This is a genomic window from Streptomyces sp. NPDC054872, assembly GCF_053610705.1.
In genome coordinates this window covers 1-17,990 of sequence record NZ_JBSGYY010000016.1, presented here as the reverse complement: position 1 = coordinate 17,990, position 17,990 = coordinate 1, and the positions used below count along the sequence as shown (strand labels likewise).

The 17,990-nt window shown below is 69.5% G+C and carries 15 protein-coding genes; 2 read left to right on the top strand and 13 right to left on the bottom strand.

Annotation, left to right across the window (positions count from 1 at the left end):
- Nucleotides 1-59: 59 nt before the first annotated feature.
- From ACWGIH_RS20995 to ACWGIH_RS20975, 5 genes are all read right to left on the bottom strand, one after another.
- The gene (locus ACWGIH_RS20995; RefSeq protein ID WP_453447096.1) at nucleotides 60-3,089 is read right to left on the bottom strand and encodes an alpha-mannosidase; all 3,030 of its coding nucleotides are present in this window, start codon (nucleotides 3,087-3,089) and stop codon (nucleotides 60-62) included.
- A gap of 193 nt (nucleotides 3,090-3,282) precedes the next feature.
- Complete coding sequence (locus ACWGIH_RS20990; RefSeq protein ID WP_453447098.1) at nucleotides 3,283-4,542, bottom strand: glycoside hydrolase 5 family protein; 1,260 nt, start codon at nucleotides 4,540-4,542, stop codon at nucleotides 3,283-3,285.
- Between the two features lie 49 nt (nucleotides 4,543-4,591).
- On the bottom strand, nucleotides 4,592-5,437 hold the full coding sequence (locus ACWGIH_RS20985) for a carbohydrate ABC transporter permease (RefSeq protein ID WP_453447114.1): 846 nt from the start codon (nucleotides 5,435-5,437) through the stop codon (nucleotides 4,592-4,594).
- Nucleotides 5,438-5,526: 89 nt separating this feature from the next.
- Nucleotides 5,527-6,456: a carbohydrate ABC transporter permease gene (locus ACWGIH_RS20980; protein ID WP_453447100.1), complete on the bottom strand. Its 930-nt coding sequence runs from the start codon at nucleotides 6,454-6,456 to the stop codon at nucleotides 5,527-5,529.
- A 23-nt stretch (nucleotides 6,457-6,479) separates the two neighbouring features.
- Nucleotides 6,480-7,787, bottom strand: a complete 1,308-nt coding sequence (locus ACWGIH_RS20975) for an extracellular solute-binding protein (protein WP_453447102.1) — start codon at nucleotides 7,785-7,787, stop codon at nucleotides 6,480-6,482.
- A 262-nt stretch (nucleotides 7,788-8,049) separates the two neighbouring features.
- Here ACWGIH_RS20975 and ACWGIH_RS20970 point away from each other — a divergent pair, with 262 nt between their 5' ends.
- Nucleotides 8,050-9,087, top strand: a complete 1,038-nt coding sequence (locus tag ACWGIH_RS20970) for a LacI family DNA-binding transcriptional regulator (RefSeq protein WP_453447103.1) — start codon at nucleotides 8,050-8,052, stop codon at nucleotides 9,085-9,087.
- A gap of 51 nt (nucleotides 9,088-9,138) precedes the next feature.
- On the top strand, nucleotides 9,139-9,603 hold the full coding sequence (locus tag ACWGIH_RS20965; protein WP_453447104.1) for a hypothetical protein: 465 nt from the start codon (nucleotides 9,139-9,141) through the stop codon (nucleotides 9,601-9,603).
- 21 nt (nucleotides 9,604-9,624) lie between these two features.
- Here the strand turns inward: ACWGIH_RS20965 and ACWGIH_RS20960 are convergent, their stop codons facing one another.
- The 8 genes from ACWGIH_RS20960 to ACWGIH_RS20925 form a co-directional block, all read right to left on the bottom strand.
- A complete protein-coding gene (locus tag ACWGIH_RS20960) occupies nucleotides 9,625-10,851 on the bottom strand; it encodes an IS110 family transposase (protein ID WP_453691680.1) in 1,227 nt (408 codons plus the stop codon).
- A 592-nt stretch (nucleotides 10,852-11,443) separates the two neighbouring features.
- Nucleotides 11,444-11,842: a DUF4440 domain-containing protein gene (locus ACWGIH_RS20955; protein ID WP_453449000.1), complete on the bottom strand. Its 399-nt coding sequence runs from the start codon at nucleotides 11,840-11,842 to the stop codon at nucleotides 11,444-11,446.
- Between the two features lie 57 nt (nucleotides 11,843-11,899).
- On the bottom strand, nucleotides 11,900-13,546 hold the full coding sequence (locus ACWGIH_RS20950; RefSeq protein WP_453449001.1) for an alpha-L-fucosidase: 1,647 nt from the start codon (nucleotides 13,544-13,546) through the stop codon (nucleotides 11,900-11,902).
- A gap of 51 nt (nucleotides 13,547-13,597) precedes the next feature.
- Entirely contained in the window at nucleotides 13,598-15,487 is a 1,890-nt protein-coding gene (locus ACWGIH_RS20945) for a family 20 glycosylhydrolase (protein ID WP_453691685.1), read from the bottom strand.
- Nucleotides 15,488-15,618: 131 nt separating this feature from the next.
- A complete protein-coding gene (locus ACWGIH_RS20940; protein WP_453449003.1) occupies nucleotides 15,619-15,885 on the bottom strand; it encodes a DUF4235 domain-containing protein in 267 nt (88 codons plus the stop codon).
- Nucleotides 15,882-16,319 (bottom strand): DUF3618 domain-containing protein, encoded by a 438-nt coding sequence (locus ACWGIH_RS20935; RefSeq protein ID WP_453449004.1) that lies wholly within the window; start codon nucleotides 16,317-16,319, stop codon nucleotides 15,882-15,884. The genes ACWGIH_RS20940 and ACWGIH_RS20935 overlap by 4 nt, the downstream gene beginning before the upstream one ends.
- Nucleotides 16,316-16,756 (bottom strand): phage holin family protein, encoded by a 441-nt coding sequence (locus ACWGIH_RS20930; RefSeq protein ID WP_453449005.1) that lies wholly within the window; start codon nucleotides 16,754-16,756, stop codon nucleotides 16,316-16,318. The genes ACWGIH_RS20935 and ACWGIH_RS20930 overlap by 4 nt, the downstream gene beginning before the upstream one ends.
- A gap of 98 nt (nucleotides 16,757-16,854) precedes the next feature.
- Entirely contained in the window at nucleotides 16,855-17,853 is a 999-nt protein-coding gene (locus tag ACWGIH_RS20925; RefSeq protein WP_453449006.1) for a YihY/virulence factor BrkB family protein, read from the bottom strand.
- Between the last annotated feature and the right edge of the window lie 137 nt (nucleotides 17,854-17,990).

Below are 17,990 nucleotides of genomic sequence, written 5' to 3'. Positions count from 1 at the left end.
GGCTTGTCGACCAGCCCGCCCGGCTCCTGAGCAGCCGTCCCCTGCCGTTCAGTCAGACATCACGCCCGGGTGAACCGCAGCGTCACCAGCTCGAACGGCCGCAGTGTCAGGGCGACTCCGTCGTCCGAGCGCACCGGGGCCGGCGCGTCGGCGAGGGGGCGCTCGAGGAGGTCCGTCACCTCCACGGAACCGACCGGGAAGCCCGGCGTCAGCGTCGCCTTCGCCCGCCCGCCCCGCGACTCGTGGAAGCGGACGACCACGTCACCGCTGCCGTCGTCGGCGAGCTTGACCGCCGTGACGACCACGGCGTCGTTGTCGAGGGTCACCAGCGGGGCCACCTCCGCGCCGCCCGGGACCTGCCGCTCGGGCAGGTTGATCCGGTAGCCCTCCCGCACCGCGTCGCCGATCGCGGCGCCGGGGACCAGCGCGTGCCGGAAGCGGTGCACACCCTGGTCCGTCTCGGGGTCGGGGAAGCGCGGGGCACGCAGGAGCGAGGCGCGGACCGTCGTGGTCGTGCCGGAGTCCGAGGCGCGTACCGTGCGGGTCACGTCATGCCCGTACGTCGAGTCGGTGACCAGGGCGACACCCCAGCCCGGCTCCTCCACGTGCACGAAACGGTGGTTGCACGCCTCGAACTTGGCGGCCTCCCAGCTCGTGTTGGTGTGCGTGGCCCGGTAGAAGTGGCCGAACTGCGTCTCCGAGGCGTACCGCTCCGCGTGGATGTCCAGCGGGAACGCCAGCTTCAGGAACTTCTCCGTCTCGTGCCAGTCGACCTCCGTGTCGATGTCCAGGCGCATGGAGCCGGGCGACAGGGACAGCGTCTGCGTGAGCCGCGAGTCACCGAAGGTCCGCGTGACACGCACCGAGACGCCGTCCTCGCCGGTCTCCACCCGGTCCGCCTCCGTCAGGTCGGTGACCGTGTTCCGGTAGAACTCGTCGACGTCCCACGCGTCCCACATGTTCGGGAAGTCGGCGTGGATCTGCGGCAGGTTCGCCGCCTGGCCGAGCGCGACGGTCTCCCGGTCCGCCACGACGTCGTACGCCGAGACGATCAGACCGCGCGCGTCGATCTCGACCCGCAGCAGGCCGTTGTCGAGGACGTAGCCGCCGTCGGCACGGGAGGCGATCGCCGACTGGCCGTCGATCGCGGCGGGCCGCGCGCCGCCTGCCGGGACGCCGTCGCGGGTGTGCGGGGTGGAGTTGAAGACGAGGGCGGTGTCCGTGCCGTCGCTCTCCCCGGCGAGCGCCCGCTGAGCCGCGTCGATGATGCCGTTCAGCTCCTCGGCGACCTTCGCGTACGTCGCGCGCGCCTCCCTGTGCACCCAGGCGATGGACGAGCCGGGCAGGATGTCATGGAACTGGTGGAGCAGCACCGTCTTCCAGATGCGGTCCAATTCCTCGTAGGGGTACGAGAATTCGGGCGCCCGCACGGCTGCCGTGGCCGCCCACAGCTCCGCCTCCCTCAGCAGGTGCTCGCTGCGCCGGTTGCCCTGCTTGGTGCCCGCCTGGCTGGTGAGCGTGGCGCGGTGGAGCTCCAGGTACAGCTCGCCCACCCAGACGGGGGCGTTCGGGTACTCCGCCTCCGCCTTCTCGAAGAACGCGGCAGGGGTCTCCCACTCGACGGTCGCCGAGCCCTCCAGGTCACGGAGGCGCCCCGCCTTCGCGATCATCTCGCGGGTGGTGCCACCGCCTCCGTCGCCCCAGCCCGTCGGGGCGAGGGAGTGCCGGGCGACTCCCTTGTCCTTGAAGTTCTTCGCCGCGTGGGCGATCTCGCTGCCCTTCATCGAGCAGTTGTAGGTGTCGACGGGCGGGAAGTGCGTGAAGATGCGGGTGCCGTCGATGCCCTCCCAGTTGAAGGTGTGGTGCGGGAAGCGGTTGGTCTGCGACCAGGAGATCTTCTGGGTAAGGAGCCACTTCGAGCCGGCCGCCTTGATGATCTGCGGAAGCCCTGCCGCGAACCCGAAGGTGTCCGGCAGCCACGCCTCGTCGTTCTCGACGCCGAACTCGTCGAGGAAGAACCGCTTGCCGTGCACGAACTGCCGGGCCATCGCCTCCGAGCCCGGCATGTTCGTGTCCGACTCGACCCACATGCCACCGGCGGGCACGAACCGCCCGTCGGCGACCGCCTTCTTGACCTTCGTCCACACCTCGGGCCGGTGCTCCTTGACCCACGCCCACTGCTGCGCCTGCGACATGGCGAACACGAAGTCCGGCTCGTCCTCGATGAGCGCGGTCATGTTCGACGTCGTACGCGCGACCTTGCGCACCGTCTCGCGCAGCGGCCACAGCCACGCGGAGTCGATGTGCGCGTGGCCGACGGCGCTGATGCGGTGGGCCGAGGGCTCGGCGGGGGTGGTCAGGACGCCTTCGAGCTCGGCGCGTGCCGCGGGCGCGGAGCCGTTCACGTCCTGGAGGTCGACGGCGTCCAGGGCGCGGCCGATGGCGCGCACGATCGCATAGCGGCGTCCGGAGTCCTCGGGGAGCTCCTGCATGAGCTCGCCGAGCACTTCGAGATCGATGACGAGCTGCCACACGGTCTCGTCGAAGACGGCGAGGTCCATGCGGGCGAGCTTGTACTGGGGCTCGCTGCCTGCCGTCTCCTTGTCGCCGAGCTGGGTGGGCAGGAAGGGGTGGTAGTCGAGGATGACGGGGTTGGACGCGGCCTCGATGTGCAGGTGAACGTCTTCGCCGCCGGCCGCGGGGGCGGCGATGCGCACCCACTGGTTACGGGGGTTGAGGCCCTTCACCGGGGTGCCGTCGGGGCGGTAGACCAGGCCCTCGCACTGGAAGCCGGGCATGTTCTCGTCGAAGCCGAGGTCGAGGATGGCCTCGACGGTCTTCCCCGCCCATTCCGTGGGCACGGTGCCGGTCACCTGGAACCAGCTGGTGGCCCAGGGGGCGCCCCAGGCGGCCCCGACCCGCGTCGGCTCGGGGTGCGCCGCGAGCCCCTCCGCTACGGGCACGGGCTCACCCGGGGCGGTCCATACGGCGATGTCCAGGGGGACGGACTCGGGGTAGACGGCGGGGCGGATGCGCTCGTCGAGGACGCGCTTGAGGCGGGCTTCGATGAGGGTGCGGTCGTCGTGCATGTTCTCTCCGAGGGTTGGGCTGTACGGAAGTCTTGCGTGCCGTCATCACCGGCTTCGCCGAGTTCGTCCTCAAACGCCGGACGGGCTGAAAATCCAGCCCCTCCGGTGTGTGGAGAGCGGGGGTCCGGGGGCGGAGCCCCCAGGTAGGCCCCCCGCGCCCAGCGGGCTTTCGGGAAGGGGACAGATCTTGTTCCTAGCCAACCTCCCCCGGCCGCACGACCTCCACGATGCCCCGCGAAGCCAGGTGCTCCTGATCCCCGGCCCGGCCGGCCAGCACCGCCGTGGGACGGACCCCATCCCTCACCAGCCGCATGAACGCCTCGAACACCGCTCCCCCAGGAGCACACGCGGACCGCGCCGCGGTGGAGTCGTCCACGACCACCGCGGTCGTCCGGACGGCAGGCGCGTACTCCCGCCCCCGCCACTCCTTCGCGAGCCGAGCCAGCACCTCACCCCCCGGCTTGACCTTCCCCTCATTGGTCAGCAGACCCAGGCTGTATTCGAGTTCGGGGAAATCGGACAGCGAACGCGATACATCGTGCGAGCACCACCACGTCACCCCCCACACATCCGCACAGTCGAGCGCCGCCTGAACCGTCGCCTCGGTGAAGGACGCCGCGTGCTCGGCCGGGATGAGAGGAGCGGGCGCGCCCACTTCCTGGAGCCACACGGGACGGTGCGGATCGTCCGCGAACGCCTTGGACAGCTCGATCATGTACGCCGCGTGCTGCGCGGTGGCGACCCCCTCGCGCCCGTACCGCTGAGCCGTGCCGTTGAACACCCAGGAGTGCACGGCGGTCGCACCGCCGAGGCGCGCGGCCTGGGCGGGGGTGAAGGGCTGGTCGTCCTGGTACCAGGCGGCGTCGTACTCGGCGTGCAGATGCAGCTTGCCGGGCGCACCCTCCTCGCATGCGGCGAGCACCCGCCGCAGCCACTCCCCCGCCTGCTCCTGCGTGATGCGGTCGGGGTCGGGGTGCGGGCCCGACGAGAACTGGTTGACCTCGTTGCCGATGGTCATGCCGATGAAGTTCGGGCGGTCGGCGAGCGCGGAGGCGAGCGTACGCAGGTAGGCGACCTCCCCCTCCACCACGTCGGGGTCGGTGAAGATGTTCCGCCGGTGCCACGTCTGCGTCCACGCGGGCAGGAAGTCGAAGCTGGACAGGTGCCCCTGGAGCCCGTCGACGTTGACGTCGAGTCCGCGCTCGGCCGCCGCGTCCGCGAGGGCGACGAGCTGCTCCACGGCGCGCGGCCGGATGAGGGTGCGGTTGGGCTGGAAGTACGGCCAGATCGGGAAGACCCGGATGTGGTCGAGGCCGAGTGCCGCGATGGCGTCGAGATCGGCGCGCACGGCGTCGATGTCGAAGTCGAGCCAGTGGTGGAACCACCCCTGGCTGGGGGTGTAGTTCGCGCCGAAGCGCGGCGCTGCGGAAGGCTCACGGGTCGTACGAGACATGCGAATCCTGGTTCTCGGTGGTGCGGTGGGGGGCGGTTCGGACGCCGGCTCAACCCTTGACCGCGCCCTCGCCCACCCCGCGGAAGAAGTACCGCTGGAGACAGGCGAAGAGCACGATCAGCGGCAGCACGGCGATGACCGTGCCCGCGGCGACGAGCCGTTCGTCGTTGGCGAAGGTGCCGTGCAGATAGTTGAGGCCGATGGTCAGGGTGAACCGGTCCGGGTCGCTCAGCACGATCAGCGGCCAGAGGAAGTCGTCCCAGGCGCCCATGAAGGCGAAGATCGCCACCACGGCGAGCGTGCCCTTGACCGCGGGCAGGGCGATCCGCAGGAACCGCTGCCAGACATTCGCGCCGTCGACGTACGCGGCTTCCTCGATCTCGTACGGCAGGTTCAGGAAGGCGTTGCGCATCAGCAGGACGTTGAGCGCGGAGACGCAGCCGGGCAGCAGCACACCGATGAGGGTGTTGTTCAGGCCCAGCTCCCGCATGGTCGTGAACTGGGCGATGATGATGCCCTCCACGGGGACCAGCATGGCGAGGACGAACACGATGGTGGCCGCGCGGCGGCCCCGGTAGCGCAGGCGGGCGAGCGCGTAGCCGGCGAGGGTGGCGCCCACGCAGTTGGTCACCACGTTCGCGGCGGCCACCTTCAGGGAGTTGAGCGCGTAGTCCCAGACGGGGATGGTGTCGGCGACGCGTTCGTAGTTGTGGAAGGTCGGGCTGCTCGGCAGGAACTCGGGTGGGGAACTGAAGATGTTCTCGTGCGGGCCCTTGAGGGAGGTGGACAGCTGCCAGAGGAAGGGGCCGATCATCAGGGCCAGTACGGCGAGCAGGAGGCCGTAGCGCAGGATGATCTCCCACACGGGCATCCGGCGGCCGTTCTCGTCGGTGATCCGCCCGCGCCTGCGGGTGCCGCCCTTCCCGGCCTTGCTCTCCGTCTTCCGCGGCGCCTGCTCGGTCTCGCGTGTGTCCGTCGTGATGCTCACGCGTCCTCCTTCCGGTCCGCGCGCAGCACGAGCAGCATCAGCGCGACGGTGACGACGAAGACGACGACCGAGATGGCCGACGCGTACCCGACGCGGCCGGTCAGGCCGGTGCCGACGCGTTGCACCAGCATCACCAGCGTGGTGTCCTCGCCTGCCGGGCCGCCGTTGGGTCCGGCCATCAGGTAGACCTCGGAGAACACCTTGAAGGCGGCGACCGAGGACAGCGCGGCCACAAGCACCATGGTGGAGCGCACGGCGGGCACGGTGACGGTGAAGAAGCGGCGGACGGAGCCCGCGCCGTCCACCGAAGCGGCCTCGTGGAGTTCACGTGGCACGTTGGCGAGCGCCGCCAGATAAATGATCATGTAGTAGCCGAGGCCCTTCCAGACCGTGACGGTCATGGCGCTCAGCAGGAGCAGCCACTGGTCGCTGAGGAAGCCGACCGAGCCCACGCCCACGGCCTCGAGCACCGCGTTGACCAGGCCCCGTTCATCCAGCATCCACACCCAGATCAGGCCCACCACGACGATGGACGCGACCACCGGCGTGTAGAAGGCGGACCGGAAGAAGGTGATGCCGGGGATGTGTTTCTGGACGAGCATCGCGAGCAGCAGCGGCAGCAGGACGAGCGCGGGGACGACCCCCACCATGTAGAGCGTCGAGTTGCGAAGCCCGATCCAGAACATGTCGTCGTGCAGCAGCTCACGGAAGTTGTCCAGGCCGACGTACTCGCCCGGGATGAGGGTGCGCTTGTCGGTGAAGGAGTTGATGAGCGTGCTGACGAACGGATAGAGGATGAAGATGCCGACGATCAGCAACCCGGGGGCGGCGAACAGCCAAGGGCTGGACGGCAGTTGCCGCCTGATGCGTCTGCGCGGACCGTCGGCGGCGCTGCGGGGAGCGGTGGCGGCGCTGGAGCTTTTCATGGTGGTGGTCCCGTGTCGTCTTCTCAGCTCTGCTGGAGCAGCCGGTCGCAGTTCTTGACAGCGTTGTCAAGCGCTTCCTCGGGGCTCTCCTTGCCCTGCAGGGCCTTGCCCACGCTGTTGCGCAGCTCGATCTTCATCTGCTCGCTGAACAGCACGGGCGTGTAATTCACCGCGGTCTTGATGGACTTGGCCGCGGCGATGCGCACGCGCGTGTCATCCGTCCCGTCCTCCTTGGTGAAGTACGGGTCGTCGAGCGAGCCCTCCGTGCTGGGGAAGATCGCGACCTTCTTGGCGAAGGACATCTGGCGCTGGGCGTCCGTCACGTAGTGGGCGAAGGCCACGGCGGCGGGCGTCTGCTTGGTGCGGGAGTTCACCATCACCCCCATCACGTACATGTTGTCCTTGCCGGTGTTCGTGATCTGCGGGGTGATCCCGATGTTCTTGTAGAGGGAGGGCGCCTCCTTCTTGAACTTGCCGAGATCCAGCGCGCTTCCGGGGTTCATGGCGACGGCCTCGGTGAGGAACTTCTTGCCCGTCGACTCGGGCGTCGCGTTGAGCGCCTGCCCGTCGAGCGCCTTGGCGTCGTACAACTCCTTGTACTTCTTGAGGAGTTCGACCCCCTTGGGCCCGTTGAAGGTGAACTTGGTCCCCTCCTTGTCCATCAGAGGAACGCCGTAGCGCCCGAAGTCCTCGATGGTGGGGATGTTGGCGAGCGTGGCGGTCCTGCCCTTGCTCTTCTTCGACAACTGCAAGGCGGCGTCGAAGAGTTCGTCGTACGTCTTCGGGGGCTTGTCGGCGTCGAGCCCGGCGTCCTTGAAGATCCGCTTGTTGTAGAAGAGCGGGCCGGTGTTCAGGTACCAGGGGAAGGCGTACGTCCCCTCCGTGCCCGGTATCTGGTGGCTCTTCCACGCACCCGGCAGGTACTCCTTCTCGTACTTGCCCGCGGCCTTGTCGAGGTCGAGCGCGAGACCGGCCTTGGCGAGCGGGGCCACCAGGTCGGGCGAGACGTTGACGACGTCGGGCAGCGTACCGGCCGCGGCGTCGGCGCTGATCTTGTCGGCGTAGCCCTCGCCGGGCTGGTCGACCCAGTTCACCTTCGTGCCGGGGTACTTCTTCTCGAAGCCGTCGACGACGCCCTCGAAGTACGGCTTGAAGTTCGCCTTCAGGTTCCAGGTCTGGAAGGTGATCTCGCCCTCGATCTTGCCGGACGCGTCGGTCGAACCGCCGCCGTCGCCGCCGTCGCCACAGGCGCTCAACGGCAGGAGCACGGCGAGGACGGCGGCAGCGGCGGCTGCCCTTCTGGGGATGCGGGGGTGGTGGGAGATGCGCACGGTGAAACGGCTCCTTTGCTCGGCCCAGCGTGAGGCAGACCTTGCATGGGACTCCGGCAAAAAGTCAATGGATTCGTTGAATGATCCTGGTCGGCCACGCCTCAGCCTCCTCAACTGTGCAGGTCAGAGCGGTGTGTTCAACTCCTTGCGGGGATCGACTAATGCGCTTTAGAGTGTGCGGGCTCAAGCGCATTAGTTGGAGCGCCACAGGAAAGGGGCAACACCGGTGCAAGGCAAGCGGTCCCCGGCACGACGGCCGACCATGAAGGACATCGCGCGCCGCGCCGGAGTCTCCGAGAGCGCCGTTTCGTTCGCGCTCAACGACCGGCCGGGCGTCTCCGACATCACCCGCGACCGTGTCCGCAGGGTCGCCGAGCAACTGGGATGGCACCCGAGCACGGCGGCGCGCGCACTGTCCGGCGAGGGTGCGGCGACGGTGGGCCTCGTGGTGGCGAGGCCGGCCGGGACACTGGGCGTCGACTCGTTCTTCCTGCAGCTGATCTCGGGCATCCAGGAGGTTCTGGCGGAGCGTCAGCTGGGCCTGCTCTTCCAGGTGGCCGAGGACGTGACCGCCGAGTGTGCCGTCTACCAGCGGTGGTGGGCCGAGCGCCGGGTGGACGGCGTCCTGGTGGTGGACCCGCGCACGGACGATCCGCGCCCGGCGCTCCTCGACGAGCTGGGGCTGCCCGCCGTGGTCACGGGCGGCGTACCGGACCCGGACGCGCACCACCCCGGGCTCTCCACCGTATGGGCGGACGACGCGGGCGCGATGGCGGCGATCGTGGACCACCTCCACGCCCTCGGTCACCGCCGCATCGTGCACATCGCGGGGCTGCCCGGCCTCGCCCACACCGAGCGGCGGATCCGCACGCTGCGGGCCGAGGCCGGGCGGCGCGACCTGTCGGAGGTCCGCTCGGTGACCACGGACTACTCGGACACGGAGGGTGCCGCGGTGACCCGGCGGGTGCTGTCCGCCGCGTCACCGCCGACGGCTCTGGTGTACGACAACGACGTGATGGCCGTCGCGGGGATCGCCGCGGCGGCCTCGCTGGGCTTCTCCGTCCCGGGAGACATGTCGGTGATCGCGTGGGAGGACTCGGCGCTGTGCCGCATGGTGCACCCCTGGCTCACCGCTCTGTCACGCGACACGGTCTCCTTCGGGCGTACGGCGGCGCGCGAACTCCTCTCCCTCCTTGATGACGGCCCCGCGGCCACGGTCCAGGTGCCGCTGCCCACGCTCATCGAGCGGGAGAGCACGGGCAGGGTGACCGAGGGCGCGGGGAGGGCGGCCGGGGGCTGAGTGGCCCGGCCTGGCGGCGGCTCTGTCGTACCCCGCCGTTACGGTGCCGGTATGGCGGACATCTACGAACTCACGATGGCGCTGGACCTGCGTGACGATCTCTCCGAGGGGGAGGTCGCCGAACTCCGGTGGCACCTCGGCCTCGGCCCCCGGCCGACGGCCCTGACCGTGGTGCGCGAGTTCCCCGTCGTGGTGGAGGACGCCCGGGGAGAGCTCGTCACCGAGGACGACCCCGCACCGCTCCTGGGATGCCATGACACGGCCCTCAAGGTGGCCGGAGCCCTCACCTCCGTACTGCTCCCCCGCGAAGGCGGCTGGGCGCTGACGGCCCGGCAGGAGATCCACCCGGACGCGTTCGATCGCGTCGGCGAACTGCTCACGTGGCTCGCGGCCAGGGCCGAGGGCCACCACGCGCGGCTCGACGGGTCCGTCCGCGTCGGCTGGACGAGGTTCTACGAGCAGGACGAGCCCCGTCCTCTGGTGGTGCGCGACGGCGGTGTCGACTGGCCCTCGTAGACACCTCAGCGCCCTAACTCGTCAAGCGGTGGCGGAGATTGGGGTGGGGTATGCGGTCTGTTCGTCGAACAGCTCGCCTGCCTGGAGGCAGTGGTAGAGCTGGCCGAGCATGCGGTTGAAGAGGTTGCGTTGAGCGGCTGCGTGCCAGTCTCCAACCTCGCGGCGTCGCCGGTAGTGTGCGTTGGCCCCAGATGATGCCCGGAGTGCGGCGAAGGCCCAGAGGTAGCCCGCGTGGTTGAGGCGGTCATTCTTGACCCAGCGGCGGGTGATGGACGACTTCTTGCCCGAGGCCCGGGTGACGGGCGAGGAGCCAGCGTAGGCCTTGAGTCCGCGGGCGTCGGCGAAGCGGGCGTGGTCATCGCCGATCTCGGCGAGCACCCGGGCGCCGAGCTGGATTCCGAGTCCGGGGAAGCTCAGGATCACGTCAGCGTCCGGGTGCTGGGGGAAAGACTCCTCGACCGCCTGGGCGAGGTTATCGGCGGCGGTGCAGGCGGCTTCCAGCTGGATGAGGAGGGCGAGCATCTGCTTGCCGAGCGCGCCCTCGACCAGCGGCGGCTGGTGGGCATAGTCCGCGCGGAAGACTTCGCGGATCCGGTCGGCTTCGGTGTCGATGCTGCGTTTGCGGCCGGCCCGCTTGAGTGCGGCCTGGAGTTGTGTGCGGGTCAGCCGTGCGGCGCGGGAGGGCGTCGGGGCGGTCTTGAGGAGCTCGCGAGCTTCGGGGCGGCAGAGCCCGTTGGTCCAGGTGGCGAAGGCGTCCAGGGCGGCGGGGTAGTACTCGCGGAGCAGGGAGCGGAGCTGGTTGGAGATCTGCTGCCGGTTCCAGAGAGCGTCCTGCTGGGCGCGGGCCAGGACGGCGATGGCTTGGCCGAGGTCGCTGTCGTTCGGCAGGGGGCGGTGGGCGTGCATGTCGGTGCGCAGGATGTTCGCCAGGACCAGGGCGTCGCCGGGGTCGGATTTCTTGCGGGAGACAGACGTGCGGTCGCGGTAGCGGGCGGCGGCCATCGGGTTGATCGCGTAGACCTTCCGTTTGCCGGTCCGCAGCACTGCGACGAGCAGGCCGCGGGAGGTCTCGATGGCGATCGGGATCGGGTTGTCTTCGGTGTCGCCGTACTCGGCGAGCAGGTCCAGCAGGAGGGTGTAGCCAGCGGCGTCATCGGTGATGTGCCGCTTGGCCAGTAACTCCCCGGCGTCGTTGACCAGGGCAACGTCGTGCGTCTTCTCTGCCCAGTCGATTCCGCAGTAGATCACGGTGTTCCTCCCCAAGCGTTCGGGTGTTTGCGCTGGTCACGAGCGCATGCGGAACCACGCGGCTCCCTAATCCCAGGACTCGGTCCCTTGGACTGGTCCTCCACCTCAGTAGCCGTTCGTGGCACCAGCTCACCCCACGGGCCCCGGTCTATGCGGGAGCTCAGACGGCTCGGGCATCACAAGAGGTCACCATGCGGCGGGCTCGCACCACCAACACCAACGAGTGATCAAGTAGTCGGTGTTGACGCTTGACGGGGCCGGACGTTGCGCGCTCTACGAGGAGGCCTCAAAGCCCTGTGCCAGTTAGGCATCCGTCCGGCACCGACAAGCGCCAACATCGACCTGCTGGTGGTGGTGTCCCGCAGACGCCGAACACCGCATGATCTACCGCTAGGCATCATGGCCGGTGTGTTGTGAGCATCCGTCCGGCGCCCACGGCACCGCCGCCACCGATTGCGTACCAAGATCGCGCACCCGGTCTACGTTGAGGAATCAGTGACCCGGCTGCCCCTAGATGTCACGATCCGGTACTCGAACATCCCGAGGAACACCCGCTCCATCGGAACGTCCATAACTACGGATTAGGCGCCGGTCAGGCCTTGTCGTACCAGGAGAACGCCGCGATCCGCCAGCCCTCAGGGGTGCGCACGAACTGAATGGTCTTGGTCCCGCCGCCTTCGAACGGCGCACCGTCCAATGTCCCGGATTTGCGGTACTCACCGAAGCGCGAGGCGATGTCACCTTCGATCTCGGTCCGTTCGGAGGTCTCCCACTCGGAGAACTCCGTCAACCGGCCCTCGGACAGGAGCCGTTCGCGGGGCTCGACGAACTCGTCCACCGTGTAGACCGTGAACTTCGGCCCGGTCGAGACGATCACGCCCCCGGGGAGCATCAGACGGCGGATCCGGGCCACATCGGCGGCCCGGCCGCCCCGGTTGTCGAAGGCGCCGAAGAACTCGGCGGTGATGGCGTCGATCTCGTTCTTGGACATGGCCGCGACGGTAACACCGGCGCGGCTCAGCCCACTTGAAGCTTCCGAAGAGGCTCGCTACACCCGCGACCGGTACAGGCCGAACTCCGCGAGGCGTACCGCCCCGCGCGACCCCGTCACCCGAAGCCGCCACTCCCGTGCCCGTACCGGCGTGGCAAGGGTCAGGACCCGGCTCGCCCCCACCGTGTCCACCTGGGACACGAGCGTCCACCCGGAGCCGCCGGTGACCCGCGCCTCGATCACCGCGTGCTCCAGCCGCTGGCCCTGCCGGATCTCCTCCCCCAGCCGGATCCGGTCGACGTCGCGCGCCTCGCCCAGGTCGACGGCGAGCGTTCCCCGGGAGGGCGCCGGGCACGCCCAGGCCGTGTCCGGGTCGCCGTCGACCGCGTGCGCCGGGCGCCGGCCGTCGCCGCGGGCCCGCGCACCCCGCGCGAAGTCCTCGGGCAGCTCGCGCCCGATCCGCTCGCGGAACTCCCGCAGCCGCGCCACGTCCGCCTCGGGGAGCAGGCCCCGTTCGTCCGGCGGAATGTTCAGGAGCAGCACGGAGTTGCGGCCCACCGAGCGGAACCAGATGTCCGTCAACTGCTCGACGGATTTGGGCTGTTCGTCCTCGTGGTAGAACCACCCCGGCCTGATCGACACGTCGCACTCCGCCGGCCACCACTGCACGTACTGGGCGACCCCCCTCGCCTCGGCGAGCGCCTGGCGGCTTCCCTGGTCGGGGGCGTCGTACTGCAGGGCATAGTCGATGCTGCCGTTCCCCGAGTCCTTGACGGGGACGACGCTCCACTCGTTCTCGCGCGCCAGACCGCCCTCGTTGCCGACCCACCGCACGTCGGGCCCGCGTACGGCGACCGTCGCGTCCGGGGCCAGGGCACGGATGACCGCGTACCAGCTGTCCCAGTCGTACGTCTCGACCTTCTCCGGCGGGATGCGCCCCTGCGCCCCGTCGAACCACACCTCGTCGATGGGCCCGTACTCGGTGAGGACCTCGTACAACTGGTTGAGCATGTGTGCGCCGTAGTCGGTCGCGTCGAGCGTGAACGACTGTACGGCGGCGGCCTCCGCCCGGTCGTCGCCCTCCACCGGCGTGGGGATGGTGCGCCGTGAGCGGGCGCTGCCGTTGGCGTAGACGCCGTGCAGGTACTGATTCTCGTCGGCGGGCGAGACGTAGACGCCCACCTTGATCCCGTGCCGTCGCAGCGAGTCGGCGAACGAGCGCAGCACATCGCCCTTGCCGCCGCGCCAACTGCTGCTCACCACACTGTGCTTGGTGTAGCGCGAGGGGTAGAGCACGAAGCCGTCGTGGTGCTTGACGGTGAGGATGGCGAGCTTGAATCCGCCGTCGCGCAGGGCCCGCGCCCACTGGTCGGTGTCGAGTCCCGTCGGCTGGAACACGTCGGGGTCCTCGTCGCCCGTGCCCCATTCGAGTCCGGTGAAGGTGTTGACCCCGAAGTGCAGGAACGCGGTTTGCTCAAGGCGCTGCCAGGTGATCTGCCGTTCCGTCGGCCGGACTTCAGCGGCCTTGGCGACGACTTCTTCCGGGGAGTCCTCGGGGCTGATCGGGATGCGGTAGGGCGGTTGCGGGGTGGCGGTGGCGGCCGTGCCGACGGAGCCGGGCGTCGCGCGTGCGAGGGAACTGCTCGACGCGGCGACCGCCGTGGTGACGGCGGCGGTCACGAAGATACGTCTGCTGACAGTCATGGGTGCGGGTCTCCCTGTCGGGGTTCGGGTCGAAGGCGTCGGGCGGTCGGGTCAGCCTTCGGTCAACGCCCAGCTCGCCGGACGCCGTTGATCCGCCGGGTACTGCTGGAGCCGCCCGTCGTCGGTGACGTACACGGACATCTGGGTGATCGCGTTCGTCAGCCGGTAGCCGTCCGCCGTCTTCGTCAGCTGCCAGCGCTGCAAGGTGTTCGCCGGGCCGCAGGACCCCCGCGTCACCGAACTGCCCGGCTCAAGGGGCACGTTGAGCGTGAGCTTTCCGCTCCGGGTCTCCAGGCAGGTGCCGTCCGCCGTGGACTTCAGCGTGACGTAGCCGTCGGCGGTGCGCTTGATCTCGTACGCGGCGGGCTCGGCATGCCCCTTGCTGTCGCGCAGGGTGTACGTCCCGTCGGCCACCGGCGCCTTCGTCAGGTCCCGCCAACCGGGCGCGTGCCCTACCGACTTGGCGCGCGCGACGAATTCGGCGTACGTCGCGTCCGGGTGCGGGGAACCCCAGGTGACCTGGGCGACGTGACTGAGCGGCATCGCCATGGAGGCCGCGACCTCGTTCTCGGTCTCGCCCCGGCCGTTGTCCGGCCACAGGCTGATCTTCGCCCCGGTGATGCCGTCACGTGACGCGAGCTTCTCGCCCTCGAAGCTGCGCGGGTCCCACGCCTTGTCGTACAGCGCCTCGGTGTCGGTGTGGAAGCCTCCGCGGACGAGGTAGAGCGCGTAGGCGGCGTTCTGCAACGGGTGGCCCTGGGCGATGAGCTGGCTCGGCTTGGTCTTCACGTCGAGCCAGTGCTCCACGCTCGTCCCCGCCGCGACCGGCACCGTGTTCGCGCCGGTCAGGCCGTCGTTCCAGATGCGCAGCTGCTTGCCCTCGCCCTTCGCGTACGCGTGCACCCGGTTGACGAAGTCGACGAAGGCGTCCTGCGGGGTCGCGTTCTCGCCGTACTTCTTCTTCGCGTATTCGAGGATGTGGGGGTACTTGGCGAAGTCGGAGCCGAGCATGTACTCGTCGGCGCCCATGTGCCAGGACTTCGCGGGGAACACCTCGGCGTACTCGTCGATGAGGCTCGTGTAGTACGCGAAGGCCTCGTCCTTGGTGATGTCGAGGCGTGACGGCTGCGGCTTTCCGTCCGAGTCGGTGAGCTGGAGATCGGTGCGCTTCTCCAGCCACGGGTCCATGTGGCCGGGCGAGTTGATCTCCGGAATGATTGTGACGTGGTACTTCTCGCCGAGGGCGACGATGCGGCGTATCTCGCTCTTGGTGTAGTAGCCCCAGCTGTTGGCCTCGGGGTGCTTCTCGCTCTTCACCTTGAGTTCGAGGAGCAGCTGGTTCTGCTTGTTGTACGCCATGTCGCGTACGAGGTTCTCCAGCCAGGGCGTCGAGATGTGGATGTAGCAGGCGCAGACGCCCACCCCGCGTTCCTCGTACCGCGGCACGTCCACGGTGCGCCCGGCCGGTACGCGGTGGCTCCGGGCCAGGAGTTGGAGGAGGGTGCGGGTGCCGTAGAAGGCGCCGGCCTCGCTCGCGCCGGTGATCTCCAGGCGTTCGCCGGCGCGGAGTTCATACCCTTCGGCTCCGAGGGCCTTGCGGGCGGGAGCGACGTCGATCACGATGTCGCCGTCGCGTGGGGTGCCGCCGGTGACCGGCACCCGGCCCTCGCCCGCGGCGCGCAGATCGTCGGCGAGGGTACGGGCGACTTCGCGGGCCGCCTGCCCGTGCGCGACGAGCCGGGTGTCCGGCCCGTAGGCGTAACTTCCCTTCCCCGGCGTCCAGTCGGCCAGGGCCGGGACGGTGCGGGGCACGTCCGCGGCGGGCCGCGAGGTCCCGGCGGCCTGGGCCGCCGGGACCGGCGCCGCGAGCAGCAGCAGGGCCAGCGCGGCGCCCCGCAGTCTGCGGAGCCGCGCGCGGGGCGGCGCGAAGATCATGCGCATGTCAGTCATGACATCCGATGATTCAAGCGCCCCCGAAGGGTGTCAATGCATTGCTCGCAGCGGGGACTTGGACATTTACGCTGCCCCGCAGCGACTCATCGGATGAATGCTGAGCCCAGGCCAGTCGCAGGTCAGCCGGGCCAGGCGCCCGTCAGCCGACGCGTCGCGACAGCGCCACCACGGTCGACAGCCGCCTTGACCAAGGCGAAGATCGCACCCTGCAGCGTGGCCGCGAGCAGGATCTCGCCCCAGTCCCGGTCCTCGTCGGTGGCGTCGGGCGCGTCCTCGTCGTGGCCGACCACCTTCCACGCCTGCTTGAACAGTCCGCCCGCCGCCACACCGGCGAGCGCGCCGAGCGCCATGCCGACCGGCTTGTACGCGATCTTCGAGGCCTTCACCGTGCGCTCCCGTGCTTCCGCTTGCGCCGCACCAGCACGTAGGCGACCACCAGCGACGCGCCACCCGCGAGGAAGGCGGTACGGCGATTGCGGACCTGCTCGGGCGCCTTGTCGTGCCACACCTCATGGGCCTGTCCGGCCACGGCCTTCACCTGCCCGGTGGCGGCGACGGCCTTGTCCTTGACCTGGTCGGGCACCTTGTCCTGCAGCACATGGGCGGCCTCGGAGGCCTTGGCCCTGGCCTGCTCGCCCAGCTCCGCGGCCTTGGTGGCGGTCTGCCCCTTGATCGCGACCGCCTTCTCCTGCGCGCGGGCCTTGACGTCGGCCTTGGCAGCCAGCGCCTCGACCGTCTCCCCCAGGTCCTGCCGGGTCTGCTCGACCTTCGCGCGCAGCTCGCCGGGGTCCGCGGCGTGCTTGTCGTCGGGCTGGTTCATCGCTGTGCACTCTCCTTGATCTCTGCGACGTCGGCCTTCACGCCGTCGATCGCCTGCTCGGGCATCGGCGGGGCAGCCCGGCCGACCTCCTTCTTGCCGGTCAGTGCCAGTACCGCGGCGATCAGACCGAGGACAGCGGTGACGATCAGCCCCGCGGCCCACACCGGAAGCGGCACGGCGAGCGCCGCGATCGCGGTGGCGACAAGCGCCTGCAGGGTCAGGAAGCCGACGAGACCGGCTCCGCCGAACAACCCGCTGCCCTTGCCGTAGCGCCTGGTCTTCTCCTTCATCTCCGCCTGTGCCAGCCGCATCTCGCCGCGTACCAGCTCCGTCAGCTGCTGTGAGGCGCGCTGCACAAGATCGCCCACCGGCTCGTTGTGGGGGGCGGTCTGTCCGGCGCTGTCACGGCCGGTGGAGTGCGGGCCTGTCTGGGCCATCGTCATCAACCTCCTGTCTGTTCAGCGGCCGAGTACCCCGATCTTCGGCATCGGCACATGGTCGAGGGCCGCGGTCGTCGCGGACGGCGTCACCCTGGTCACTCGTCCAGGTGGCGGCGGTCCTCTTCGTCCCACGCGCGGGTGTCGCGTGGCGGTACGTAGGGCTCCTCCTCGGGGGGAAGCCCGCCGGCGATGGCACGCTGCCGGGAGAGCTCCGCGTCAAACTCCAGGCCGAGCAGGATCGCGATGTTGCTGAGCCACAGCCAGACCAGAAAAATGATCACTCCGGCCAGCGCGCCGTAGGTCTTGTTGTAGGAGCTGAAGTTCCCGACGTAGAAGGCGAATCCGGCCGACGCGATCAACCAGATCACCAGGGCGATCACGCTGCCGGGGGTGATCCACTTGAACCCGCGGCCCTTCACGTTCGGCGTCGCCCAGAACAGCAGCGCGATCATGGAGGTCACCAGCACGACGAGCACCGGCCACTTCGCGATCGACCACACCGTCAGCCCCGCGTCCCCGACCCCCAGGGCCGAGCCCACGGTGCGGGCGAGACCGCCGGTGAACACCACGATGACCGCGCTGACGACCGCCAGCAGGAGGAGCACCACCGTCACGCCCACCCTGACCGGGAGCACCTTCCACACGGGCCGGCCCTCGGGCATGTCGTAGACGGCGTTGGCGGTGCGGATGAACGCCCCCACGTACCCGGACGACGCCCACACGGCCAGCACGATGCCGACGACCGCCATCAGCGAGCCGATGCCGCCCTGACCCTCCAGCTGTTTCACGGCGTCGCCGATGATGTCCCGCGCCGAACCGGGCGCGAGCTTCTCCAGGTTCTCCAGAAGCCAGTCGATCGCCGACTTGCCGACCACGCCGAGCAGGGAGACCAGTACCAGGAGCGTCGGGAACAGCGACAGCACCCCGTAGTAGGTCAGTGCCGCGGCCCGGTCCGTCAGCTCGTCGTCCTGGAACTCCTTGACGACGCCGGTGAGCACCGCTCGCCAGGACCGCTTGGGCAACTGCGTGGGTTCTTCCGGCGCGCGGTCCACGTCGCGGTCCACGTCGCGCTCTGCATCCGATGTTCCGTCCATACTCCCCGGAGTAACCCGCAACCGCCGGGCCATGCGCGAGCGGGCCCACCCACCTGCGTGGTCGAGTAGATCGCATGTTCGGTTTTTGAGGCAGTCGGCCGGCCGGGCACGGGAACGCCGCGCGCCCCCGGCCGGAC